The 25,333-nt window shown below is 40.4% G+C and carries 23 protein-coding genes; 1 reads left to right on the forward strand and 22 read right to left on the reverse strand.

What is annotated here, in order from left to right:
* Nucleotides 1-22: 22 nt before the first annotated feature.
* From J1N10_RS09115 to J1N10_RS09220, 22 genes are all read right to left on the reverse strand, one after another.
* Nucleotides 23-2,683, reverse strand: coding sequence for a SiaC family regulatory phosphoprotein (locus tag J1N10_RS09115; protein ID WP_262326387.1), 2,661 nt, complete (start codon nucleotides 2,681-2,683; stop codon nucleotides 23-25).
* Nucleotides 2,684-2,800: 117 nt separating this feature from the next.
* A complete protein-coding gene (locus tag J1N10_RS09120; RefSeq protein ID WP_262326388.1) occupies nucleotides 2,801-3,043 on the reverse strand; it encodes a RyR domain-containing protein in 243 nt (80 codons plus the stop codon).
* A 14-nt stretch (nucleotides 3,044-3,057) separates the two neighbouring features.
* Nucleotides 3,058-4,737 carry a RyR domain-containing protein gene (locus J1N10_RS09125; protein WP_262326389.1) on the reverse strand — a complete coding sequence of 560 codons (1,680 nt, stop codon included), beginning with the start codon at nucleotides 4,735-4,737 and terminating at the stop codon, nucleotides 3,058-3,060.
* 176 nt (nucleotides 4,738-4,913) lie between these two features.
* Nucleotides 4,914-7,118, reverse strand: coding sequence for a KamA family radical SAM protein (locus J1N10_RS09130; protein ID WP_262326390.1), 2,205 nt, complete (start codon nucleotides 7,116-7,118; stop codon nucleotides 4,914-4,916).
* Between the two features lie 171 nt (nucleotides 7,119-7,289).
* Nucleotides 7,290-8,087 carry a 4Fe-4S binding protein gene (locus tag J1N10_RS09135; RefSeq protein WP_262326391.1) on the reverse strand — a complete coding sequence of 266 codons (798 nt, stop codon included), beginning with the start codon at nucleotides 8,085-8,087 and terminating at the stop codon, nucleotides 7,290-7,292.
* Between the two features lie 239 nt (nucleotides 8,088-8,326).
* Complete coding sequence (locus J1N10_RS09140) at nucleotides 8,327-8,716, reverse strand: SRPBCC domain-containing protein (RefSeq protein ID WP_262326392.1); 390 nt, start codon at nucleotides 8,714-8,716, stop codon at nucleotides 8,327-8,329.
* A 374-nt stretch (nucleotides 8,717-9,090) separates the two neighbouring features.
* On the reverse strand, nucleotides 9,091-9,462 hold the full coding sequence (locus tag J1N10_RS09145; RefSeq protein ID WP_262326393.1) for a hypothetical protein: 372 nt from the start codon (nucleotides 9,460-9,462) through the stop codon (nucleotides 9,091-9,093).
* Between the two features lie 164 nt (nucleotides 9,463-9,626).
* The gene (gene bioD / locus J1N10_RS09150; RefSeq protein WP_262326394.1) at nucleotides 9,627-10,310 is read right to left on the reverse strand and encodes a dethiobiotin synthase; all 684 of its coding nucleotides are present in this window, start codon (nucleotides 10,308-10,310) and stop codon (nucleotides 9,627-9,629) included.
* The gene (gene bioC / locus J1N10_RS09155; protein WP_262326395.1) at nucleotides 10,310-11,098 is read right to left on the reverse strand and encodes a malonyl-ACP O-methyltransferase BioC; all 789 of its coding nucleotides are present in this window, start codon (nucleotides 11,096-11,098) and stop codon (nucleotides 10,310-10,312) included. Before bioC ends, bioD begins: the two co-directional genes overlap by 1 nt.
* 5 nt (nucleotides 11,099-11,103) lie before the next feature.
* Nucleotides 11,104-11,772 carry a DUF452 family protein gene (locus J1N10_RS09160; protein WP_262326396.1) on the reverse strand — a complete coding sequence of 223 codons (669 nt, stop codon included), beginning with the start codon at nucleotides 11,770-11,772 and terminating at the stop codon, nucleotides 11,104-11,106.
* Nucleotides 11,762-12,934 (reverse strand): aminotransferase class I/II-fold pyridoxal phosphate-dependent enzyme, encoded by a 1,173-nt coding sequence (locus tag J1N10_RS09165; RefSeq protein ID WP_262326397.1) that lies wholly within the window; start codon nucleotides 12,932-12,934, stop codon nucleotides 11,762-11,764. The genes J1N10_RS09160 and J1N10_RS09165 overlap by 11 nt, the downstream gene beginning before the upstream one ends.
* Entirely contained in the window at nucleotides 12,931-14,220 is a 1,290-nt protein-coding gene (bioA, locus tag J1N10_RS09170) for an adenosylmethionine--8-amino-7-oxononanoate transaminase (protein WP_262326398.1), read from the reverse strand. Before bioA ends, J1N10_RS09165 begins: the two co-directional genes overlap by 4 nt.
* Before the next feature lie 4 nt (nucleotides 14,221-14,224).
* Entirely contained in the window at nucleotides 14,225-15,190 is a 966-nt protein-coding gene (bioB, locus tag J1N10_RS09175) for a biotin synthase BioB (protein WP_262326399.1), read from the reverse strand.
* Between the two features lie 54 nt (nucleotides 15,191-15,244).
* The gene (locus J1N10_RS09180; protein ID WP_262326400.1) at nucleotides 15,245-15,541 is read right to left on the reverse strand and encodes a hypothetical protein; all 297 of its coding nucleotides are present in this window, start codon (nucleotides 15,539-15,541) and stop codon (nucleotides 15,245-15,247) included.
* 447 nt (nucleotides 15,542-15,988) lie between these two features.
* The gene (locus J1N10_RS09185; protein ID WP_262326401.1) at nucleotides 15,989-16,543 is read right to left on the reverse strand and encodes a 2-oxoacid:acceptor oxidoreductase family protein; all 555 of its coding nucleotides are present in this window, start codon (nucleotides 16,541-16,543) and stop codon (nucleotides 15,989-15,991) included.
* Between the two features lie 30 nt (nucleotides 16,544-16,573).
* Nucleotides 16,574-17,338 (reverse strand): thiamine pyrophosphate-dependent enzyme, encoded by a 765-nt coding sequence (locus J1N10_RS09190; protein WP_262326402.1) that lies wholly within the window; start codon nucleotides 17,336-17,338, stop codon nucleotides 16,574-16,576.
* Nucleotides 17,339-17,341: 3 nt separating this feature from the next.
* Nucleotides 17,342-18,424 (reverse strand): 3-methyl-2-oxobutanoate dehydrogenase subunit VorB, encoded by a 1,083-nt coding sequence (locus J1N10_RS09195; protein WP_262326403.1) that lies wholly within the window; start codon nucleotides 18,422-18,424, stop codon nucleotides 17,342-17,344.
* Nucleotides 18,425-18,455: 31 nt separating this feature from the next.
* The gene (locus J1N10_RS09200) at nucleotides 18,456-18,692 is read right to left on the reverse strand and encodes a 4Fe-4S dicluster domain-containing protein (protein WP_262326404.1); all 237 of its coding nucleotides are present in this window, start codon (nucleotides 18,690-18,692) and stop codon (nucleotides 18,456-18,458) included.
* A gap of 127 nt (nucleotides 18,693-18,819) precedes the next feature.
* Entirely contained in the window at nucleotides 18,820-20,139 is a 1,320-nt protein-coding gene (locus J1N10_RS09205) for a pyridoxal phosphate-dependent aminotransferase (RefSeq protein WP_262326405.1), read from the reverse strand.
* Nucleotides 20,140-20,228: 89 nt separating this feature from the next.
* Complete coding sequence (locus tag J1N10_RS09210) at nucleotides 20,229-20,753, reverse strand: flavodoxin (RefSeq protein WP_262326406.1); 525 nt, start codon at nucleotides 20,751-20,753, stop codon at nucleotides 20,229-20,231.
* Between the two features lie 76 nt (nucleotides 20,754-20,829).
* On the reverse strand, nucleotides 20,830-21,528 hold the full coding sequence (locus J1N10_RS09215; RefSeq protein ID WP_262326407.1) for a hypothetical protein: 699 nt from the start codon (nucleotides 21,526-21,528) through the stop codon (nucleotides 20,830-20,832).
* A 350-nt stretch (nucleotides 21,529-21,878) separates the two neighbouring features.
* The gene (locus tag J1N10_RS09220; RefSeq protein WP_262326408.1) at nucleotides 21,879-23,939 is read right to left on the reverse strand and encodes an acetate--CoA ligase family protein; all 2,061 of its coding nucleotides are present in this window, start codon (nucleotides 23,937-23,939) and stop codon (nucleotides 21,879-21,881) included.
* Between the two features lie 247 nt (nucleotides 23,940-24,186).
* Here J1N10_RS09220 and hydE point away from each other — a divergent pair, with 247 nt between their 5' ends.
* Complete coding sequence (hydE, locus tag J1N10_RS09225; protein ID WP_262326409.1) at nucleotides 24,187-25,281, forward strand: [FeFe] hydrogenase H-cluster radical SAM maturase HydE; 1,095 nt, start codon at nucleotides 24,187-24,189, stop codon at nucleotides 25,279-25,281.
* The last annotated feature ends 52 nt before the right edge of the window (nucleotides 25,282-25,333 follow it).

Raw genomic sequence — 25,333 nt, forward strand, 5'->3', positions numbered from 1 at the left:
GGTATTGAGTTTGGTTTAATTTTTAATATCCTATTTTATTACGTTTTATATTATTGGGTCTGGATAAAGAAGCCATGGCTAATTTTTCCACATCTGCTTTTGTAAACTGATTAATATCGTTGTGTTCCTGATTATGATCATAAATAATACGCGCAGCTTGTATCAGCTTTAATTTTTCATAATGGTTTCTGCATTCGCGGGCATTACCGAAATTATGGTCTTTATTCACCACCAGATGAGCAATTATCTCTTTCAGAACAGGCATGGCTTCGTCATCAAGTTTGTAACCTCCTGAATGAATAAGCTGATTGAAGATAGTTAACAGCTCCTCAACCGTATAGTCCTCAAAATGGATGGTATTTGGAAAACGACTTCGCAAACCTGGATTGGAATCAAGAAAGTGCATCATCTTATCGGGGTAACCAGCTAAAACAACGCATGATGTATTTCGCATTAGTTCCAGTTCGCTTACCAGCGTATCAATAGCTTCATGACCATAATCACGGTCATTGTCAGATTTATACAAAGCATAGGCTTCATCAATAAACAGAATGCCTCCATAAGACTGATCGATGAGTTTCTTCATCTGTCGAGCTGTTTCTCCAATATACTGACCAACAATATCATGACGCTTCGCCGTTACAACATGTCCTTTGGGTAATACACCTATGCTTTTAAAAATCTGCCCGTAACTTTCGGCAACAGTGGTTTTTCCGGTACCTGGATTACCTAGAAACAAAGAATTTAATGACACCGTAGCATCACTTTCTTTCCGCAATTGCTCCATCTTAACCAAAGCTGACAGCTCTTTTACCTGGTTCTTAACCTTCGATAGTCCAACCAGCTTATCTAAATCTTCAGAAACCTCACGGAGCGATAGTTTATGGGTCGACTGATATTCATCCTTTATTGAATTTTCAACATCGCCACGCTGCACACATACCAAATGATTGTACTCAACAGGTTTTCGTAAAATAGCATTAAGCTTTGATTCACGAGCCAGCATTTTTGATAACATCGGACGATAATGAGATGGTGGAACATTCTGCTTCATATACGCAAAGTATTCGAGCACCAAATCACGGGCTTCGTAATGAAGTTCGCCTCCAATTTTTTCTAATTCTTTTTGGTAATAATGTAACATGTTTTCAGCCGTATACTCGCTAAACTCAAACACATGCTGAAAACAAATTTTTAAACATTGGTATTGCGCCGACAAAGCCTCCCAACTTTTGCGACTCATCCCTAACACATATAAATTACATTTATCCTTCTCAATGTGGTCACACAGGAAGTTCATTAAATCTTCGCGACTCACATCAAGTGTTAGGTTTCGCTCTGCATTCAGCTCCTTTTCAAGGTTTGCGATGACAATGATTTTATCTGAAAACGAACTTAGCTTTGATGCCAGTTCGCTTTGCGAGCTAATGGTACGAAAGTTAAAACTATCTACATTGACGCTAAAGTTCTTTAGTGCAATATTTGAATAATACTTGGCCAGTTTTGTTATTTCGATATTACCGTGAGTTAAAAACACCATGTTGGGTGACAATTGAAAAATGGTATTCTTCTCTGAGTAATTATCAAATGCTACTCTGGATTTGTCAACAAACTCAATAAAGCGATTACTGGCAATATTTCTCACTTTACTGGATGCAATAACAGGTTCTGGTGGAGTTACCACCTTATCTATTGGCTCTGAACAGTTATCTTCTACGCTTTTTTTCTCTTCTTCGATCAAAAACTTTCCTAAAGCCATCGTAAAATCCCGATAATCATCAGACACCTCGTCGAGCTCATTGGAATTAAAGAGGTCTTGCAAATCAAATGTTTCGAGATTAGCATATAAGATCAATCCTTCTTCAATCTGAAACAAATTATGGTTTATAAAACAATCTTTACTATCTCTTGCCAAAACAAGTGCTTTCACAAAAAGATCATAGTCATCATCCAAAACCATTTCTATCATTTCCTTCACTTCGGCCAACCGTTTTATTACAGCCTCGTAACGGGAGTTACAAACAACCTGGCTTTGTGAACTTTCGAAAAAATAAGTTAGATACACCCCATAACTAAACTCGTCATCAGACAAATCTTTTTCAGTCGTTAATAACAAGTCGTATTCTTTCCCAACAAAAACTGGTAGCACATTGGAATGAATAATGTTGTTCGCAAGCTTATAAACAAAAGCCTGTTTCCATTTTTCATTATGATACTCCACATATTGATTGAAAAACTTGAAGCTTTGTGCTAATATCCCTTGTTCAACGGCATTATTGGCTTTGCGAATGAGCTCTAAAGCCGATGCTTTATTGCCTGTAATTTCTTTTTTGAATACAAACCCTTTTTCAAAAAGCTTTTCAAGCTCCTTCCCTAGTTCATAAGTTTTCTGTTCTAAATCAGAATAATACCAATAGATAATAATCGATTCTGCATTAGCGAAAGCATTACATTTCCTGAGTATTGAGCTAAGGAATGCTTTCGCTGAAGGTTCTATGTCATCAGCGATATGAAAACACAGCTCTGTCTTGCTATGAGGTGAAACCAAATAATTGTCCAACCAGCCATCAAATTCATCTAGTATTTCTTCTTCACACGAAAAAATACCTGTTATCTCGATTACCCCCTTTGAAATGTCAGTTACAATACTATCAGTAGGATTGCTGTATATGTAGTTTTGCATTAAGAAGTGTTCTTTTATTGAGTAATAATTATGGACCGATGCTCATTAGTCATTTGCAATGACAACAGTAACTATAGAGATAAAACACCTTTGTCCACCTAAAAAACCAGCTTAGCTTTATCGCTTCACAACATTATAGCCCAATTCAATTATGCTTTCGAGGGTTTGTCGTGCCGTTGACCGATCATAGTCTTTTTCTAATTCCGAAAGTTCATCGTATGGCACCATGCAAGGCGTTTGTTTACGTTCATCGTTGCGTTCAGGCCCGTATGACCAGCCTTCGGCTTTACGTTTTTCCATCCAGCGAATATGTACTTGTTCAGCCAGTTTCTCAATTAATTGTCGGGGTAGTTTGTTCATTATTCTTAAGCTCATTAGTTCTTCATCAACTTCGGAATAGCAGTAATTATATCTCTGTCATATTTCTTGGTTGCTTCATCAAGATCGGCATACGGTATCAGGTATTCGTTGGTCTTATCTTCTACACTGGATACAGGGCCATATTGATAACCACTCAGTACCTTGTGTGCATACCAACGTTTGTGTTCCATCTCAGCTAATAATTCCATTACCTCAGGCTGTGACTCTTCTAAAGTAGGAATTTGCTCTATAGCTCTATCTACGTCCCTATTTAAAGCCCTTAACTTCACATAGATATGATCAGCCGGTTCCCGATTAGCATCCTGCCCAACACTATCCAGATTATACCATAATTGTTGAGCCTCTCTAGCATCTTCAATACCATGATAACCTGCATTTATTTTTAATGCTATCATATCCAGTTCTTCCGACAACAAAGCTTCGTGGGTAAAAGACTCTTCGATAACGTTAAACTTATGAATATTTAGCTTATTTAATTCTTTGACATTATACCACTTACTCAAAACACCTTCAGGGTTGTTTAACGTTAATACTGTATCAAGCTGATCTTTGCTTTTGATACGTGACAGGCGATTTAACACACTAATGGCTGTTTCATCGTTTTCGCACATTAAATAGGCAACCGAAAAAGCCTGTTGATGATGTATTTTTTCAAAGTTCTCTTCATTAAACAACACTAAATCTTCACAAAACACATCTTCAATATCAATCAGTTGCTTTAGCGAACGAATACCTTGATATAGGCGAGCACTTCTCTTTTCATTATCATGAAAAATAGTCACCTTCACTTTTTTCAAATTAGCATAATGACCTATGCGTGCCAGACGAATAACCATACTTTGAGCCAGCTTACCTGAACCAATGATAGCCACATGCACTTGTTCTGAATCTACATTAACAGGTTTAAATACATCAGGAGAATACTTGTTAAAGATCATGCGCGATGCCCGTTCATTGCTGGCAATAAATCGAAAATTATAATTTCCCTTACCAACATCTTTAATTTGCTTCAGAAACTGTAATTCGTTTAATTCATTCAGCTTAATCCCGTCTGCAACGTGTGTATATAAAGTTTGATTATCAACCTTACTTTTATCCACTAAAAAGTGAGATATTGACATTGCTTTTGATATATTATCATCATCATTCTCATCCAAAAAAACAAAAGCCTTGGCTTTATGAGCGGCAATCTGTTTTAGAAAAGTTTTAGAATTAATATCTCCTTCAACAATTGCAGCGCCCAGCTTTTCAACAGGATCATAGCGATGAGGATCTTCTACATCTGAGATGATTACAACCTTTTCTCCTTGTTTCAGTAAATCTTTTATCAAATAGCGAGAACGTTCATTGAGGGAGGCTATAATGATATGGCCTTTCTTTCGAAAAAGGAAAAAATCGCGAAACTCTCGTCTTATAAAATGCAGAATAGTAATTGTTGCCGCTGCAATAAGCGTTAGCGGAGCCATCCAACGAGCAATATCAAGTAGAATGGGTAGTTTAAAATCATCATTTGATTCCATGGCGAATAGCTTCATTGCCGTAAAAAACAAATCACTACCATGATAATCAATATTATTCTGATAATATAAAGCTCGCAATCCCCATACGCCCATGACAAAAGAGGCAAAACCCAGGAAACCAATAATCCACCAGGTTAGATTTTTTTTCTTCATTATTTTGAGTTGGTCTGATAAAACGGAAACTAAAATACCAAATTATTACCACCACGAATAAAAAAACTCAAAAATTGTCATCAAAAATCTAACTAAAATCATAAAATATCACTTCTCATCGGTTATCAGCACCTCTATAAGATAACCTCTATATATCAAGTCAACTCAGCCTCTTTTTACTTATCCACCTCCTCTTTAAGGTTCGTAAACTTCTGCGTCAACTGATAAGAATAGCCCGGATAATCATAAATAGGAATACGCTGCTCGGTTTCGCCAATAGAATAGCCCCAGATGCTTCTGTAATCTTCGAAATCTTCTCCCAAATCTTCTATCTGACGCTGATATTCACTAATCGATTTCGATTCTATAATTATCACCTTGTCCATTTGTTTCATGGCAGGGCTATGGTTTCGGGTATGATCCAGTTCAAACTCGAGGATGCGTCGCCCATAGCGGGTAATCCCTATAGTGCGAAACGTCAAGCTCTTACCTACACCTGGCAGGTTGAGCACATTTCGGTCGGTACCTAAAAATGGCAACCCACTCTCTTGCATCAACTTTGCCATCTCCTCTTCTATGGCACTGGCATTATTAGGAAACTCCTTGATAGCAGAATAATACTTCGTTGGAATTTTACCAATCACCTTTTCTTCCATCTGTTCCTGCACAGCTCGCTCATTGGTGGCAAAATTGAAGCTATTTTCCATATAGCCTTTAACGCTGAAAGTGTAGTAATTGATAACACCAATCCCATTCAGTACCTTTCGTAGCTTGGCGGCATGACCACGACGCGATGCTGCAGTTGTAAAAACATGCTGGTTGGTCACTGTCCAGCCTGCTTCATTCAACTGTTTAATAGCTCTGCGCGCTTCTGGTGTGACTTCCATAGGTGATTCAAAATGGGTTTGCATAAAAAATTGCTGAATCCCAATTTTGGAAGCTTTGGTTTTGAAATCACCTAATATCCTCACTAAATCAGATGTAATGCGCTGTGGCATATACACCGGCAAACGGCTACCCAGTCGAACGCGTACTATTTGTGCATACTTTTCACCTTCAGGGCGGCTTTTGTTGGCTTCAAGCTTATTGGCAGCCATCTGGTAAACCCTGTCCAGTATCTTTTGCAAGGAATGATCAGAACTCATCAAAGCATCTCCGCCAGTTATCAATATATCGCGCAACTGCGCATCTTTTTCAAAATATTCTAATAGATTATCTAGTTTCTCATCCCAGGTCTGCTTGGGCTTCAATTTGTCCAGGTTAAAATTCAGGTTCCCTCTCTGAAAATCGTACATGCGCTGGCACGAAGCACACAAACCACCACATGCGCGTCCCATGGTATCGGGAATCAGAATGGCTACTTCGGGATAACGCCGATGAATATTGTGCTCGCTTGGCAAATACCAGCCAGCGGCATTGGGTTCGCCCGGTTTCACGATATCCTCTTTTTCCCAGGCCACAATGTTACCATATTCATCAATCAATTTCTGGCTGTAAATAACATAATGACGGATAGCCAAATCGGCACCTACAGCAAAATAAGGCACCCGCACATGTAATAAAGACAAATAATAAGGATTAACAAAAAACGGGATACCTTTAGCCTCAGCTTCATATAAAACCTTCATGGTATCAGGGTCGAGCGAATTGTCGAGCATTTCGTTTAACAAATCTGGCGAACGCACTGCAAAGCGTAAATGAAAGCGATGGTCTTCCCACCAGTCCAATGCCTGCAGGTATTTTTGCTCTTTTGATAAGCCCTCAGGGAAAACAAAGCGACTATTACTCATCTCACCGGAATCAATCAAACGGATGATAATTTTTAAAATGCGCTCCTTGTTTTCCTCACGCAGCTTAACAATTCTTGGGTCAAGGCCAGAGCTCCATCGTTCCATCCATTGCTCCACTTGTTCTTTGGATGGAATCGTTCGCTTGTATTCACCTCTGAATTGCTTGAAGAGCATCAGCATATCTTTAAAGAAAAAGGGCTTGGCTCCTCCAGTTCCGTTAGTTACAGCCAGCCAAATCAGGTGAATAGGATTGCTGATGGCCTTTTCACCCCGCAGATTCAAATCTTCAAACTCCCGGCCTGCATTATCGATATAATCCAATATGCGGATGGCTGCAAAATCTTTCCAGCTCAGTTTCTCAAAGGCTTCTCTTCCGTGTACTTCTCGTTTATAAAAACGATAAGCATCCGGATTCTTTTTGATTTCATCCAACACCCAATTGCGCACGCCCACTAATACTTCAGTTTCATTTCTGGCATTTCGCATTATCTCTTCCAGAATAGGATTTTCATGCAATAGCTGACGAAGCAACATATGTGATTTAACAGTAATAGCGATGTGATCGAGTTGATGATTAGCTGATAATAGCATAGCACAGAGGATTTACAGAATTAACCATAATTAAAGATACGGGATTTATGGGTCATCCTAAAGTAAATTACTGGAAATGAACTTCAGAGCATATCTCCTACTGGAATACTATTGGCAAAAAAGCTTACAAGAGAACCTGCCAGCTATAGAATGTAGATTATTCCCGGACTTTTACAATGGAATATTAACCTCTATCTCCTTGCGCTCTTTATTCTTATCTACAAAGCGTTTTTTGGTAATCATATACATCAAGCCACTGAATTGGCGCGCTCCGTATGGACATACATCAATACAGCGTGTACAAGAGATGCACGCTTCTCTATCGGTTTTTTTAGGGTTGCTGGCATCAATTGCACCAACCGGGCAAGCCTGCACACAGCGTCCACAGAAATTGCAATCAGCATTGGCTTTGACTACTGGTGGAACAACGCCCTGTGCCCTGCTTGATATACTGCTATCTAATTTAAATACACCACCATTCATCAGGCGCGAGTGCATCACACTCTTTTTGCCAAACTGCTGGGCATTCTCCAAATCTCTGGCATCGGGTCGCCCTTTGCCCAACTCGGGAAATAAGGAGTGACGCGACACAAAGGCACCTGAACTAATTGGAACAAACCCAGCTTTAACACAAATGTTACTTAACTCGCTCAGCGTATTTTCGTAATGACAGTTACCATAAGCACAAGCCACAATTGCACGAGCCCCATTACCTTTAATCTGAGAGATATATTGAGCGGCTAATTCAGGAACACGACCAGAGAAGGCTGGCACACCAACTACTACAATATCTGATGAAGTCAATTCTATTGGGTGGTGCAAGCCCTGGGTAATATCATGGACCATGAACTCACCTGATATACCGCTGGCAATTGCTTCAACAATTTTCTTGGTGGATCGGGCCGGGCTAAAATAGATAGCATGAACTTTTTTGTTAGCCAATTCTACGGTTTCTATACGCTGTAACATGGGTCTTGTCTATCAGCTGCTAAACAGCTGTGATATTTGACAGCAAAATTATTGGATAATAGCCCCTTAGAAATTGATGAAAGTCATGCTTTTATTATGTTGCGCAACAGATTCAGTTAAAAGTGTTTAAAAGATGGATTTTTGTGTGGAGTTGGTGAATGGGTTAACTGTAGAACTGATAAATTGAAACAGGAGAAACATCTTACTATAAATAGAGATCCCTTACATCATATATCTCTTTACTCTACCTCTAAAAAGGTTTTGATCGCCCCAAGGTAATAGTCGTTCCAGCCTTCCACGATATCTTCATAAGCTTCATCAGGAATATTCGTATGCAATAAATCAATTTGCACTTTAGAGCCTCCCTGCGAAAAAAACTTTAAGGTAACGATAGATGGCTCATCCTGTTCGCCAAAATACCACTCTTGTACAATCTTTTTCTCTTCCTCTACTTCCAAAACACGGCCGGCAATATCACCTTCCCAAAGTGAGAACTCAGAATTAGGTTCCTTGCTCATCACTGCCGGATAACCACTCCACAATTCAATGGTGAATGGATTGATAAAGGCAGCAAAAGCATCCTCCATCTCAGCTTTTACTTTGATGCGCGTTTTAAAGTCTTTGTACATGGCTTATTCTTTTCAGCAAAGAAAGGGAAAAATGACGAATTGTTAAACTGAAAAATCGTCGAATCGGTGAACTGATAAACTGAATTTATACTGGATACTTTTTCGGATTTCGAACTTACTACTTTGGACTTATAAAATTGTTGAAAAGATTATGAGTTGAGAAGTTGGACAAGAAACCCAAAACAAGATTAACTGGGAAACTGTAAAATTGAAGAATTGTTAAGCTGTAAAACCGAGAAACTGTTAATTTGTTGATGTGTTAATTGGCTGAACTGGGAACCGAAAACTGGGAACTCGAAACACTTCAATCAAAAAAGAACCTGCAACAAACTGCTGCAAGCTCCTATGTCCAAACCCGACCTGATTGTAATATTTTAAATGCCCAATGCCTTTGTTAAATCGGTCACCCGATTAAAATGAACTTTAGAGATGTCTTCCATCTTGGCTCTTAACTCTTCATGATCTCGATAATACTGATGTTTTTGAGTAATGGGAAAATCCTTGTTATAGAACTGTAATTCGTTCTCTTGCACCTTTATTCGGTTCGCCAATTTATTAAGCTGTTCAGTATGCTCATCCAGCACCATCAATTCAACCGTGTTCAGCTCAACAATGTTTTGCTCATGCTTCACTTCATTATTTCTATCCTTCAATATATCAATCTCTTTCACAAATAGCGCCAGGCGATTTTTCCAAAGCTTATATTCAAAATCAAGATCGATTAAGTTGATATTACCCCCTTTCATAGTGTTCGGTTTTAATCATTAGCATTAAAAAGTTAAGGAAAAAGAAAGAGAAATGCACGATTGAACACTGAAATTCGAGAAATTCTGTTTTAAAAGGGAGTTCAGGTTATTAGAGTACAGATGTCATCGCTTCAAGCGATAACATCTGTGGAGCTCTCTCTGTTTTATTCGATAAACCAGCCTTTCAACTGCAGTTTAACAGCTGTAGTATTAGCTTCTACGATTGGCACTTCGCCCCATAAAGCATTCGGAAAGTAACTATTCAGGCAGCGCTTCAGAACCCCGGCCGAATCTTCTGTTATTTCTGGAGCAGTAATCGGATAATGATTGTAAATGACTCCGTACAAAGGAATGTTTCTGTTCTTCATGACTTCTAATGTAAGCAGCGTGTGATTAATAGAGCCCAGTCGTCCGGATGTCACTAAAATAACCGGAAAGTTATGCTTCTGGATATAATCCACCAGCATCAACTCATAATTTATCGGGACCATTAAACCTCCAACACCTTCAAGTAAAACTGTTTCATACTGCTGTTCAATGGTGACAATCGCTTTATCTAATTGCTCTTTCTCAATCTGAGTCCCTTCCATTTCGGCTGCCAAATGCGGACTGGCAGGGAATTGAAATACATAAGGACAAGTTAGTCCTTGCTTATCTTCAGGCAACAAATCCAACCCCATCAAACGGCGGTGCACTTCAATATCTTCTGAAACGGTATCACAGCCCGTTTGCGATAGCTTCATTGTTATAACTTCTTGTTGCTGATCCTTTAAATATTTAGCCAACAATCCGGTAACAAAGGTTTTGCCGGCGTCAGTATCAATTGCTGTAATAAAATAAGTCGCCATTATTTCTTTTTAAAAATCATTAAATAAGGATGGTAAGTAAGTGGATAGCCCTCAAGTTGAGCATACTTTTCGTAAGCTACTTCAAAAGCCTGCATTTTACCTTTGTTCCACTGACAGTTCGTAACACCGTTAACACCCGTGTAACGCATATGCTTTAATATATCCATCGGCTTTTCAAACCACAACTGTTCTTGCCACTGCTCAAATTTCAAGAGCTCAAAATCACCTGCAGCCTCAATTATCTCTTCTATCGACTGATAAACAATTCCATTACCTGTAATATTCTTTACCTCTCGATAATTACCTGGGCCAAAGGACGATATCACCAAGTAACCATCCGGTTTTAAAATAGACGAAAGTTTGGAGAAAAACACCTGAAGCTGCAATACCCACTGGATGGTTGCCCCCGACCAGATACTATCCATCTGTTTAGGAAACTTTAAGTGCTCGGCATCCCCTGCTAAAAAAGTGTATTTAGAAACCTTGTTGTTTACGATAGCCTCAATCGTGCTACTCACCCCATCCACCAGATCGTTACCTATATAAGTATCAGGTGCGAATTCATTCATCATTTCGCGAGTGAGCAATCCTGTGCCACAGCCAATTTCAAGACTATTTTGCTGATACTTCGGCAATACATCCTTAGCCATTTCCACCAGCCGAACTGCCATCTGCACTTGCACTTTGGCGTGAGCATCGTAGGTGGAAACAGCTGATCCAAAGCGTTTTTTCAATAAAGCCTTATCAACCGTCTTTAATTCTCTTACTGTCTCTGTTGCTACTTGCATAATTTTTAAGATAAGTTGATAATGTCATACCAATTACTGAAATCATAAAAACAAAAATGGCCGCCTGACACTTTAACTACATCAGCTTTACCTTCCCAATAGCTAAGCTGGTTGGATGCCGAAAAAATCAAATCACTACGACCTATAACAGCAGTATTATAGAAATCGTCTTTTAACTTCTGAACCTTAAAATGCTGAAGTAATAAAAACAACTCGTTCTTTACCTCATCGAAACCGCGTTGAGGCTTATTATCAACAAACTGTTTCCAATGGCTTTTATCCGAAAACATACGACGCTGAAACTTTTCTAAATTTTTATCATTTAAACCGGATAGCGTTCCCAGGGCAATTGGCGCCGGAATACCAAATTCTTTATCAACAGGTTGTAAAGTGCCGTTTATCGCGATGGTATGCCGCAACGTTTCTTTTAATGGATACAATGCTACCTGCGCCACCCAAACACCAAAAGACCAGGCTACAACCGATATTTTCTGATAAACTTCCATAAACTCGAACACCTCCTCCGGCATGGTTAAGTCACGATAATCATTCAACATCAACACATCACATTCTCCACTCTTCAAAGGAGAAAAAGGATACTCATCACAACTCCATCCATTAAAAAAGAGGATGAGATGGTGCGAATTCTTCTTATGCAACCAACTATATTTCATTGTTTTGATTTTTACACTCAGGAATAAACTGCATTAATTTTTCTAAAGCACTGATGGACATATCAGCCGTTAACGAGATTCGTAGACGCGTAGTATTAACCGGCACGGTAGGCGGGCGAATCGGAAACACCAGAAATCCTTCTTTGTACATATGCTCCGACAACTGCACTGCCACCTTGTTATCTCCCACCATCACTGGCACAATATGGCTTTTATGAACATTGTAGCCTTTTGCCGACAGGGCTTTATGCATATAAGTGGATAATATATTCAGTTGCTGTCGTTGCGGCTTTAACGCCGGCATGCGTTCAATGATAAATTTGGTCCATGCCATATTAACCGGCGGCAAGGCAGTTGTATAAATTAATGTTCGGGCTTTGTTGACCAGCAACCTCTTCAACGTAGAATTCATAATGGCAAAAGCACCAACAGATGCATAAGCTTTACCCATGGTGCCAACAACAATATCGATTCGCTCTGCTACTTTTTGTTGCTCGCACAAACCTAAACCAGTATCACCAACAGCACCAACAGCATGTGCTTCATCCACATATAACAGGCAATCATATTGTTCTTTGAGTGCGACCAATTGCGCTAGATCAGCCGCATCACCATCCATGCTATATACCGACTCAACAACAATAAACACACGCTTATAGAGATGTCGCTTTTTCTCCAGTAAAGTGTTCAATTGCCCATAATCCAGATGGCGAAAACGCACATGATCCGCCTGGCTTAAACGAATACCATCAATGATACTGGCATGACACAGCTTATCCGACAAAATTAAGTCACCCTTCTCCGTTAAAGCCGGCAAAATACCCATGTTGGCATGGTAGCCACTGTTAAAAAACAGGGCGGCATCTGCCTTGTAATACTGACAAAGCAACTCCTCCACCTCCTCGTATAGTGCAGTGTTACCAGTTAACAATCGTGATGACGAAGCGCCAAAGCTCATCCATGCATCACCCTTCCAGGCCTGATGAATAAAGGCTTGCTTCAAAGCCATATCATTCGCCAGCCCCAGGTAATCGTTTGAAGCCAGGTTAATCAAGTCTTGCCCCCGATAGTTACAAGTAGCACCTCCCTTTGCTTCAACAGCCCTCAATTCCCGCATCAGGCCAGCATCACGTATTTTTAACAACTGCTCATCGTAGTTCATTTATTTCCCTCCTCTTTTATAACCTGGCAAACAGCTTTGCATAACTTTTTTATCTCCTCATCACTAATAATAAAAGGCGGCATCAGATATACATTCCGACCAAAAGGACGCACCCACACACCCAACTCCACAAAACGTTTTTGTACAACGGCCATATCTACTGCCTTCTCCAGTTCTACAACCCCAATAGCACCCAAACAACGTACATCTTCGACATTGGATAATTCGGAACATTCACACAGTCCTGCTTCTAATTGCGACTCAATGTGCTTTACCTTCAATGGCCAATCTGATTGTAAAAGCAAATCAATACTGGCGTTGGCCACGGCACACGCCAATGGGTTACCCATAAAAGTAGGCCCATGCATAAACACTCCCGGTTCACCCTTGCTAATGGTCTCTGCCACTTCATCACTTGCTAAAGTAGCGGCAAAACTCATGTAACCGCCTGTGATGGCTTTTCCCAGGCACATGATATCCGGCTCAATACCTGAATGCTCACAAGCAAACATCTTTCCGGTACGGCCAAAACCAGTGGCAATTTCATCGGCAATTAACAGCACATTATAACGCTCACACATGGCTTTCAACTCCTTCAGGTAACTGGCAGAATAAAACCACATACCACCTGCCCCCTGCACTATCGGCTCCAAAATAACTGCTGCAATCTCGGTATGATGGACATCCAGAATCTGGTGCATCGAATCCAGATCTGCCTGCACATCACTATCACCAAATCGACAGCGTAGTTGTTCTGCGAAAAAATGAACCGGTAAAGCCTTATTAAAGATATGATGCATGCCTGTTTCCGGGTCACAAACTGACATGGCATTCCAGGTATCACCATGATAACCGGAACGAATGGTAGCAAATTTTGCTTTCTCGCTCTTCTCTTGTGCAATCCAGAACTGCAACGCCATCTTCATCGCCACTTCCACAGCAACCGAACCCGAATCAGAATAAAACACTTTCTGCAATGACGGAGGGGTTAGCTCAATCAGCTTTTGCGTTAATTCAACTGCCGGTTCGTGCGTTAAACCACCAAACATGATGTGCGACATGCTTTTTAATTGCTTCTCAAGGGCTGCATTTAAAACCGGATGATTGTATCCGTGGATGGCTGCCCACCACGATGACATACCGTCTGTCAGCTCTCTTCCATCTTTCAGATAAATGGTACACGCTTCGGCACGTTCAACCGGATAAACCGGTAAGGGGTCAAGCATTGAAGCATAGGGGTGCCAGATATGACGGCGATCGATATTTATTAGTTGCTGTGTATCCATACTATTATCTCCCAACACTCAATGAAAAGCCGGCATTCTTAAATATTTCTTTATCCTGTGCAATGTTTGTTCCGACTGTTGTCAGGTAGTCACCAACCAAAGCTGCGCTAACACCCGCTTTTAAAACACGCTCTTGTATATGCGCGATCAACTGTCGCCCTCCTGCCAGTCGAATATTAGCCTGAGGGTTTATCATTCGAAACAGAGCAAACGAGGTCAGTACTTCTTCATCACTCAGTGGAGCCACATCACCTATTTTAGTGCCTTCCACCTTCATCAAAATATTAATTGGTATCGAGCGGATATTTAATTCACACAGGGTAAAAGCCATCTCAATACGTTGCTCCATGGTTTCTCCCATGCCAATGATACCGCCAGAACAAACACCCATGCCCAGTTCTTGCGCCATTTTAATGGTTTTAATCTTCTCTTCCATCGTATGGGTAGTACAAAGGTACTTAAAGAATGAAGGAGCCGTCTCGATGTTACAATGGTAGTGCTTCACACCTGCCTCAACCAGTTTTTCCAGCTGCTCTTTTTTAAGCAATCCCATTGAAGCACACAGCTGTATATTCGATTGCTTACCAATCTTTTTATACACACCACACAACTCACCCAGGTTTTTATTGGAAAGAGCACGTCCGCTAGTCACCAGCGAAAACTTATTCACCCCTTGGTTGGCATTTTCCATCGCTTGCTGCTCGGCTACTTTCATATCAACCAGCTCGTATTCGTCTACTTTGGTTTTATGAAAAGCCGATTGGGCGCACCACTTACAGTCCTCTGAACAGCGTCCCGACCGCGCATTTAAGATGGAACAGGTATCCATTTTATCGCCCATAAAATACTGTCGTATTTCATTGGCAACTGCATACAACTCCTCCTTATTTTCCATCGACACTAATGCCAATGCTTCTTTCAGTTCAATAGCACCACCGCTTAATACTCGTTCTTTAATTTCCTGAATCATACCGTATAAAATAAAAAACCGCCAACAGGACAAGCCCATTGACGGTTCGAAATATTATCTTCGTTTCTTATATGCACCAATAACTACATCAGCGTTACTTACTAATGTGATTAATTCAAGCTCAACCAACTCCTGTTCATTACCTTCCTCCTCTTCCAAAGACTTTAATGCCAGTTGAAGCTCTGTTTCAATATGCAATATCAATTGCCCGATACACTGCAACAGTACCACTGATAAACGCCCGATATGCACCACAAACCCCAGCGAACCAAAGATGGCATAGCCCTTACGACTCCACCTTTTAAATACACCTGCTGAACGATGTTTGTTGTTTGCTATCGGATAATTCATGGCCACAAAACTAATGCTAAGTTTTTACTTCTGGAAAATAATACCCTGAATTCGACGTAAAATTTCTGATTCAGATCGCTTATAAATAGTGAGTTTCAATCGAAAATTATGAAAGAATAGCGGGCTATTTTGAATAATTTTCGGGAAGAAAATTGCTGTTTATAAGTGAAACATCTATGCTTTATCATAAAAAACTAATCTACTGCAAAATTTGCCTTGTATATCAACCCTTTATGACAATCTGAATTCTGAAATTTAAATCGAACTCAGGTTAATACAAATTGCTTTGCAACATATCTTCCTAAAATTGGTTAAAACATTTTAGTCATCAACTACCCTAAGGCAGTATAATACTGCAACTTTGCGTTCTAAAGGTTTCACTAACGTAACTATACTAAAAGAGCGCATCAAACGATGCGCTCTTTTAACTTTATGAACAAGTGGAATCTATTCCACCAACGAAACTTCTTTTATGATTTCACCACCTCGAGAAATCGCTTTCTCGTTCATCGGAATCAAGTGATGGTGACGCTCTGGTAATGACTTCTTCAAACCAGCGATTACATTTTCCATTTTAACAATAGGCTTCACCTGAAGGTAACCACCTAACACAATCATGTTAAATGTTTTAACAGCATGCATGCGTGCTGCTTCTTCAGTGGCATCCACACGGTAAATGTTGATATCTGTACGTTCAGGATGACGAGTGATACCGTTTCCGTCATAAATTAAGGTACCACCTGGCTTCACATCCTTTTCAAACTTATCCATCGACTGCTGGTTAAGAATGATGGCCGTATCATATTCATGTAAAATTGGTGAGCTGATGCGGTCGTCACTTAAAATAACGGTTACGTTAGCTGTACCACCACGCATCTCTGGTCCGTAAGCTGGCATCCACGATACTTCCATATCTTGCATTACGCCTGAATAAGCTAAAATCTTACCCATTGAAAGTACACCCTGTCCACCAAATCCGGCTATTACTATTTCTTCTTTCATTTGTTTACAATTTTAAAAGATTAAACCGAACTACTCGTTTTTAATATCACCAAGCGGATAGTATGGGAACATGTTTTCTTCCATCCATTCATTCGCTTTAACAGGTGTCATTTTCCAACCAGAGCTACAAGTTGAGACCACCTCTACCAACGACGTACCTTTGTTGGCCTGTTGGTTTTCGAAAGCCTTCTTCAAAGCCTTTTTAGTCTTACGCACATTGGCGGCTGTATGAACCGACTGACGAGTCACATAACAAGTTCCTGGTAACTGTGCTAACAATTCAGAAATCTTGATAGGTGCACCATCGTGGCTGACGTCGCGACCAGCCGGACAAGTAGACGCCGGCATACCTGGTAAAGTTGTTGGTGCCATCTGACCACCCGTCATACCATAAATACCATTGTTAATGAAAACCATCACAATGTTCTCGCCACGGTTACAAGCGTGAATGGTTTCGGCTGTACCAATAGCAGCCATATCACCATCTCCCTGGTACGAGAAAACGTTTTTCTCTGGCATTAAACGCTTCACGGCAGTAGCCAATGCTGGTGCACGACCGTGAGCAGCTTCCTGCCAGTCAATTTCCAAGTAGTTATAGGCTAACACAGAACAACCTACCGGAGCAATACCAATTGTTGTATCCTGCATACCCATTTCTTCGATTACCTCAGCAATCAATTTGTGCACTGTACCGTGGCTACATCCAGGACAATAGTGCAATTCGTTTTCTGAAAGAACATCAGTCTTTTTATAGATGATGTTTTCAGGCTTTATAATTGTATTAATATCTGACATTGCTTATCCTCCGATTAATTTTTGCTCCAATGCTTCAACAACTTCACCTGGTGAGTGTACTGAACCACCAAAGCGACCAAAGTGCTCAACAGGCACTTTACATTCTACAGCTAGCTTCACATCTTCAACCATCTGACCGGCACTCATCTCAACAGATAAAATACCTTTCATCTGCTTCGATCTTTCCATAAGCCGCTTACTTGGGAACGGATATAAAGTAATAGGACGAAGCATCCCTACTTTGATGCCTTTCTCGCGAGCTATCTCAACAGACTTCTGACAAATACGAGCACTTGAACCGTAAGCTACGATTAAGTATTCGGCATCGTCGCACATTACTTCTTCAAACAATACTTCATTCTCTTCTACCTGTTGGTATTTATTCTGTAGCTTGTGGTTGAAAGCCTCTTGAACAGATGCTTCTAACTGTACTGAAGTAATAATATTTTTATCGCGGTTAGCTTTCTTACCTGTTGTCGCCCAAGGATGATTTTCCTCGATGTATTCATTGGTCCAACGTGGTTGGAATTCCTTCAACTCCACTTTTTCCATCATCTGACCAATCACACCATCCGATAAAATCATAACCGGGTTGCGATATTTGAAAGCTAAATCAAAAGCTGTCTCAACAAAATCAGCCATTTCCTGTACCGAAGCCGGTGCTAATGTAATTAGTTTATAATCACCGTGACCACCACCTTTTACGGTCTGGAAGTAATCGGACTGCGCAGGCTGGATGGTTCCTAAACCAGGTCCTCCCCTAACAACGTTAACCACCACACAAGGCAACTCAGCTCCTGCCAGGTAGGTTAAACCTTCCTGCATCAAACTCACGCCCGGACTTGAAGAAGAAGTCATTACACGTTTACCACATCCGGCACCACCATATACCATGTTAATAGATGCGATTTCACTTTCGGCCTGCAACACAACCATCCCGGTTGTCTCCCAAGGCTTTTCAAGCATGAGGGTTTCCATTACTTCCGACTGAGGAGTAATAGGATAACCAAAGTAACCATCCACACCAGCGCGGATAGCAGCCTCAGCAATCGCCTCATTACCTTTCATTAATTTTAATTCTCTCATGTGTGACTAAATTTCCTTTATGAGTTTTACATTAAGCAGTAGCGCCTGCCTTAGCACGATAAACAGTAATACAAGTATCGGGACAAATAATCCCACAGTTGGAACAACCGATACAGCTATCAGGATTTGCCATGTAGGCATAATGATACCCCTTGCCGTTAACTTCGGCAGCCAATTCAATTACCTTTGTAGGGCAAGCTGTTGTACAAACGCCGCAGCCTTTGCATCTCGCTGTATCCACTACAATTGCACCTTTTGCTTTTGCCATATTATAGAGTCTTTAATAGATGTTACAAATTTAAACTAATGCACAACATTTCAACATGACGACCATCAGTATATCCTTGTTTATAAAGAATATAAACAAGCTTACAATTCATTAGCACTCACCTAATTTATGCATGATCAGCACTAAAGGCTTCCAGGCGCACCCGAAGGTCATCGAAACGCTCACTTCCTGTTTGAGAAACACAAGCACGCAAACTCTCTTGCTTACTACCTGTTTTGCCTAATGTGATAGCACTAATTCCATAATACAACAGCTTTTCGAGCAACTGCCCGCCTGTCATATCTTTATACGAAACTGTGAAATAGAAACCATCTGCCAATGGCTGATCAATATCTTTATCGTAAGTCAGGTTAAAACCATTGGCTAAAAACAAATCTTTCATCACCTTACCACGTTCTTTGTAATCCTTTACCTCCTCCAGAAAGTTAAACTCTCCATCGTTAGCAGCTTTCAACATAGCAGCTAATGCATATTGAGCAGAATGACAAGTACCTGACGAAAGCGAATACAATACACGTGTCACCAACACCTGTCCATACTTAGCCACTCCAAAGCGCTCTTCCAAATCGTCATACTGACGATGATACAGGGTATTGGACATACATGTTAAACTCATCCGCTGCCCGGCATAACTAAAAGCTTTTGAGCTGGAGATGAGCAACACATAATTGTCGGTATAATGCCCCACCGAAACCTGATAAGGAGCTTCAAAAGGCTTAGACAAATCGTTGCGGAAATCCATGGCAAAATAAGCCAGATCCTCAATAACAACCACATCATATTTAGTTGCCAGCTCACCAATAATCTTTAACTCCGACTCGGTGAAACATACCCAGGTTGGGTTATTAGGGTTGGAATAAACAACAGCGTTAATCTTTCCTGTCTTAAAGTACGATTCTAACTTTTCGCGCAATGCTTCGCCACGATAGTTATACACGTCGAAAGATTCGTATTTATAACCCAACACATCCAGCTGCTGCTTTTGCACCGGAAAGCCCGGATCGATAAACAACAAGGTGTCACGCTCTTTATAAATCTGACCACAAACCAGGAAATTAGCATATGAGCCCTGCATAGAGCCAACGGTTGGTACGCAACATTCAGGCGCAATATCTAAATTCAGGAACGCCTTAACAAAACGACTGGCCTCTTCCTTCAATGGCTTAATACCCTCCAGCATGGGATATTTGGATGCCACGCCATTTTTCAAAGCCTCAATTTCTGCATTAGTAGCAATTTCAGATGGCATCAAACCCGGAACACCCATTTCCATGCGGATAAATTTCTCGCCGCTCTTCTCTTCAATATCATTAACAATGGAAACAATCTCGCGAATAGTTGCATTGTTCAAATCCCCAATCTGATATTTAGCCAAAACCTCATCTACGATTTTAGCATCGATTGGTGTATTAATGTGTGATTGCATGTGATTTGTATTCAAGAGGAATATTTGATATCCCAATAAGGTTAGAAACAAAAAGGGTGGTACATAGCACCACCCCATCAGTTATATTATTAAAAGCCACACTCGTTAATGAGTCGGTTAATCCAATTCTCTACGCGACTATCTGTTTTATCAGACTCGTTATCCTCATCAACCGGCAATCCTAAAAACAAACCATCTTTGATACCCTCTGATTCTTCATAAGTATAACCATCTGTTGAGCAGAAACCCACTAGTTCAGCTGCTGTATTTTCCAAGCGCTCATACATCCAACCCAAAGCATCTACAAAATGCTGAGGATATTGAACATGATCTCCCAATCCGTACATGGCTATTTTTTTGCCACTCCAGTTTACCTTATCAAAATTGCTTACAAACTCATCCCAGTCAGTATCTTTATGTTCAGAATCCCAGTTTGTCTTACCTATTGTAGACATACCAAAAATTAACTTATCGAATTGCTGAAGAGCCGTTTCGTTTGCATTTTTAACCGCCACTAACTCAACTTTATCAGCCCCAAATTTACTTTCGATAACACGAGCAACTTTCTCAACGCTACCCAATTCAGGACCATAAAAAATACCAATCTTAGACATAGTTATTGATTTTTACAGAAGTGTTTATATTTATTCAAATATGCTTTTTTTAACCGAGATATGCAACCTGCAGAAGTCACGAAGCTTTCTTGTTTGCAGCTATTGCCAACAGTACTCCTAATACAATTCCCAATAGCGCAGCGAATAAGACCCGATATTCGGCGGGCATTAAAAATGTGATTGTATGTGCCGGAATCCAGAAGAACGGTATGGTCTTTTTAAAGACAAAATTCCATTGCATGCCCCAATCCATCTCGCTCATTATTTTACCAAAAGGGATTGGCTTAAACATACAAGCCATTTTACCTCCATTGGCAACAATATGTGTATCTGTAATACGATGTAAAGTCATCATTACAGGTGCATAAATCAGGTTCATAGCAGCACTGATACTGAAGGCTACTAATAATTTAGAAGATGAGAACGGTTGTTTCATCACCTCCAACGCATTAGCCAAACCCATTTTCTCAAGAAAAACAGGAACTCCGGATGCAAAAATAACAAATGCCATTTTAATAGTTAATCCCAAAAGTCCCCATATGAGAGCACGTGGCACTATTCCAAATCCATTTGCTGTATATTGACCAGTTTTAATTCGCAACCCGATAACCTCTCCTAAAGTAGCCAATATAGCGAACTTCAGGAAACTCATTACCATTGGATGTTGCAGGTTAAAATTTGTGTACCAGCCAAACACTGTATCACACAAAAAGAATGGTATAAAAAACACCACAATAGCCAATACAAACAGTATATCTTTAACAACTTTATTCATTGCTTTCTTATTTATTTCCACCCTCAATTAAAATCTGTCATCAACATCTAATTAATCAAGCAACAATTCACTGTTTAATACTTAATTAACAAACCATTCAGAACATTTCAAATTGTAAGGCTCCACAAAAATAAAAGGATTTTAGATTATTGCATGATTAGGAATAATGATTTAAATCAAGTTTAACGCTAAATTTCTTTAAACACAGTCGCAATGCACTCCTCAGGCTTCAAAAAAATTTCAATACAATCCATATTAAAGAATTTATTCCTTAATGAAGAAAAGGGCAATAAAAAAGCCGGCCTTCCATTGAAGCACCGACTTTTTCATCATTATCAATACACAAACAGTTACTTCTCAATCCGTATGCGGGCATCTACGGCAACAATTTTATCGCCCTCGCCCAGCAAAGGATTTATATCCATTTCTTTAATTTCAGGAGCATGACACAACATATTCGACAAGCGCGCTACAATCTCCGCATACTTATTCTCGTCAATACCTTTTTGCCCTCTCACTCCTTCTATAATTTTATAACTCTTTAAACCACGAATCATTCCAAGTGCTTCTTCCTGATTCAACGGTGCCAAACCAGAGCTGACATCTTTCAATACCTCAATAAAGATACCGCCCATACCACACAATACCATGTGACCAAAACCAGGCTCATAAGTTGCCCCTACAAACAATTCCTTACCGCTTAGCATTGGCTGCAACATCACCCCTGTCGCATCCTGTATCTTCATCATACGTTCAAACTCTGCCTTCAATTGCTCGTCTGAATCAACGCCCAACACAACTCCGCCGACATCTGACTTATGAACCGGGCCAACAACTTTCATTACTACAGGGTACCCCACCTCAGCAATAGCAGCCTGCAAATCTTCTACTTTATCACCTACAAACTCTTTTACCCGCGGCACGCCTGCTGCATCCAGCAACTCCTGAACTATCTCTGGCGCCACATAGCCATCTTTCTGTCCGTCAATAATGCGACGCACCTCTGCAACATCAACACCATCGTTATTCACCTCTGCCATCACAGGTTTTGGCGTATTGTATATCTTAGTAAGCGCGTTTCCAAATAACACCTCATCCGGGAAGTTAACATTACCCATATTGATGAACATCTCAATATCGTCTTTCACATTCACCACAGAAGGTAAAATTGGATAAATTGGCTTTTTACACGCTCTAATCTTCTCGTGCAACACTTTGTACACCCCGGCATTGGAAAACAAACCAGGACTACCAAATACAACTGCCATGGCATCGATGTGCTCGAAATCATTTTCGCAGGCATCGATAATATCCCCCAACTGCTCTGCTGTTCCGGTAGCTAAGAAATCGATTGGATTGGCCACACTTGAACCGGGATACAACTTCTCTAGCAAAGCTTCTGCTTTCTCCCCTTCAATGGCAGGCACTTCCAAACCTCCGTTTGATAAAGCATCGGTTAACATCACCGCAGGACCACCTGCATGCGTAATGATAGCGACATTCTTACCTTTCAGCTCTTCTACCATAAACACAGCTGCCACATTAGCCAACTCCTCGCGACCGTAACAACGTACAATTCCAGCCTTTTTAAACAAGGCATCAACAGCCAAATCACTGCTTGCCAATGCACCGGTATGACTCGATGCCGCGCGACTACCGGCATCTGAACTACCTGCTTTAACAGCTGCAATCTTACATCCTTTCGTAATCAAGGAAGATGCATGCTTCAACAGCTTCTGCGGATTATTAACACTTTCTAAGTACAGCAACTTAATCTTCGAACTCTTGCCTTCAACATAGGTATTATCCAGGTATTCCAACACCTCTTCAACACCTGTCTGCGCACTGTTACCCACCGAATAAACACTATTAAACTTAAGTCCTTTGGCCATTCCAGCCTCGATGATAAACACTGCCGTTGCTCCAGAACCTGAGATAAAATCAGCTCCCATCGACTCCAATGCAGGAATTGGCGTAGTAAACACACTACTATGATTCGTTGTTAAAACACCCACACAATTCGGACCAATTAAACAACCACCCACCTCATTGATAGTATCAACAATCTGATGTTCCAAAGCAGCTCCCTCTTCATTTTCTTCACTAAAACCAGCTGAGATAATAATAAAAGCTTTCGTTCCTTTCTGCTTCGCCAACACCTCAACAGTCTGCGGACAAAACTTAGCAGCAATAGCTAAAACTGCTAAATCGATATTCTCAGGCAAATCAACTACATCACGATAGGATTTGATACCCTGCACCTCATCACTCTTAAGATTAGTTACATATAAATCGCCTTTATAATTACCGTCAACAATATTTTTAAGAATCTTACCACCAGGTTTCATCACATCGTCAGAGGCTCCTACCACAACAATGCTTTTCGGATTAAGTAGTTGTTCATTTATCATCTGTGTACTATTTTGTCTGTCGTCATTCAAAAAAAAATGAGTTTTTAAAGAAAGTCATGTTTAAATATGATTAAAATCATAAGCTTATAAAAAGCCTATAAATAAAGATACTAACACAAGACCACCAATAACTCAAATAACTTTTGGTAACAAATTGTTACCTGCGCAAAAATACACGAATGATTCAACTTTCAAACCATTAGCTATTGTTTTTTTGTTATTTTTACGCAATCTAAAAAAGGGAAAGATGAGCATTGAAAGAATTCAGAAAGTCATTAATAACAAGGAGCTTAACAAAGAAAACCTAAGCTTTCTGATAGGTCTGGAAGGTGAAGAAAGAGATTTTTATTTAAAGGCAGTTGGTGAAAATTACGTTAAAACCCTGGGGAAAAAAGTGTTTTTTAGAGGCCTTGTCGAATTCTCAAATTATTGTACCAAAGACTGTTATTATTGTGGCATTCGAAAAAGCAACAGCCACTCTGAGCGTTACGACATAGACGACAAAGCCATTATCGATGCTGCCATCTTTGCCCACGAACACAAATACGGCTCACTGGTTTTACAATCGGGTGAAAGAAGTGACAAAGCTTTTACCGAGCGCATTACAAGCCTACTTAAAAAAATTAAAGAAGTCACCAAAGGCGAGTTGGGCATCACTATTTCTTTGGGAGAACAAAGCGAGGAAACCTACCAGGAATGGTTTGATGCAGGTGCCCATCGCTACCTCTTACGAATTGAAAGTTCAAACAGAAATCTTTACTATAAAATTCATCCAGAGGACAAAAAGCATAATTTTGAAGCACGCGTTAATTGCCTTCACTCACTCCAAAAGATTGGCTACCAAACAGGAACTGGCGTGATGATTGGCTTGCCATTCCAAACATACGACGACCTGGCTGATGACTTACTATTCTTTAAAGAACTCAATGTTGATATGGTGGGCATGGGGCCATTTATCGAACATACCGAAACACCTTTATACAAGTATAAGGATGACTTATGGCCTATACAACGACGATTTGAGGTGGCACTTAATATGATTGCTACACTTCGCTTGCTGATGCCAGATATTAACATTGCCGCTGCTACAGCCCTGCAAGCCATTGACCCAATGGGACGCGAAAAAGCACTGCGCTACGGTGCCAATGTGATTATGCCCAACATCACCCCAACAGCTAATCGTAAAGACTATACACTATACGAAAACAAGCCTTGCACCGATGAAGGTGCAGACGACTGCTCCAACTGCCTGAGTATACGCGTTGAAATGGCAGGCCGCGAAATTGGCTACAGCGAATGGGGCGATTCGAAGCACTTTTTTAAAAGAACCGGGAAAGAATAAACAAATTTTAGATTAAAGACAAAAGACATTACGCAAAAGCTCTTTGCGCTGC

The organism is Carboxylicivirga litoralis (assembly GCF_025499605.1).
Classification (GTDB): domain Bacteria; phylum Bacteroidota; class Bacteroidia; order Bacteroidales; family Marinilabiliaceae; genus Carboxylicivirga; species Carboxylicivirga litoralis.